Here is a 1,053-nt window from a genome sequence, read left to right as displayed (position 1 = left end):
GGCCTGGAGACCCTGTCTCTGTCGCTGCCCGCCGTCATCACCACCGACCTGCGCCTGAACGAGCCGCGCTACGTCACCTTGCCCAACATCATGAAGGCCAAGAAAAAGCAGCTCGACACCGTCAAGCCAGAAGAGCTGGGTGTGGACGTGAGCCCGCGCCTGAAGACCCTGAAGGTGCAAGAACCCGCCAAGCGCGGCGCCGGCGTGAAGGTGCCCGATGTGGCCACCTTGATCGACAAGCTCAAGAACGAAGCAAAAGTAATCTAAGCCTGCCGCTCAAAAGGAAACCTACAAATGACCGCTCTCGTTATTGCAGAACACGACAACCAAACGATCAAGACCGCCACGCTCAACACCGTCACCGCAGCGCTGGCTTGCGGCGGCGATGTGCATGTGCTCGTCGCAGGCGAAGGCGCAGCAGCTGCAGCCCAAGCTGCAGCGCAGATCGCAGGCGTAGCCAAAGTCATCCTGGCCGAAGGCCCGGCGCTCAAGGATGGCCTGGCTGAAAACCTGGCAGCGCAAGTGCTGGCCCTTGCCGGCAACTACAGCCACATCCTGGCGCCAGCCACCGCCTCGGGCAAGAACGTCGCCCCGCGCGTGGCCGCCAAGCTCGACGTCGCCCAGATCAGCGACATCACCAAGGTGGTGAGCGCCGACACGTTCGAGCGCCCCATCTACGCGGGCAATGCCATTGCCACCGTGCAATCGGTCGATGCCACCAAGGTCATCACCGTGCGCGGCACCGGCTTTGATGCCGCCGCGGCCACCGGTGGCTCGGCGCCAGTCGAGAACGCCGCAGCGGTTGAGGGCAGCGGCAAGAGCAGCTTTGTGGGCCGCGAAGTGACCAAGAACGACCGCCCGGAGCTGACGGCCGCCAAGATCATCGTCTCCGGTGGCCGCGCGCTGGGCAGCGCCGAGAAGTTCAGCGAAGTGATGACCCCGCTGGCCGACAAGCTGGGCGCAGCCATTGGCGCCAGCCGCGCTGCGGTGGATGCGGGCTACGCGCCCAACGACCTGCAAGTGGGCCAGACCGGCAAGATCGTCGCGCCCCAG

2 protein-coding genes are annotated in these 1,053 nt (G+C 65.1%); both read left to right on the top strand.

The window, feature by feature from the left end; genetic code table 11:
- Window positions 1–267: electron transfer flavoprotein subunit beta/FixA family protein (locus tag AB7A72_RS23720; RefSeq protein ID WP_407065018.1), on the top strand; the 267-nt coding region annotated here is incomplete at its 5' end.
- Window positions 268–294: 27 nt separating this feature from the next.
- On the top strand, window positions 295–1,053 hold a 759-nt coding region (locus AB7A72_RS23715; protein WP_369461318.1), incomplete at its 3' end, for an electron transfer flavoprotein subunit alpha/FixB family protein.

The organism is Comamonas sediminis (assembly GCF_041107495.1).
GTDB lineage: Bacteria > Pseudomonadota > Gammaproteobacteria > Burkholderiales > Burkholderiaceae_C > Comamonas > Comamonas sediminis.
Note: the sequence above shows the minus strand (reverse complement) of the source record. Positions and strands in the feature narration are given on the sequence as shown.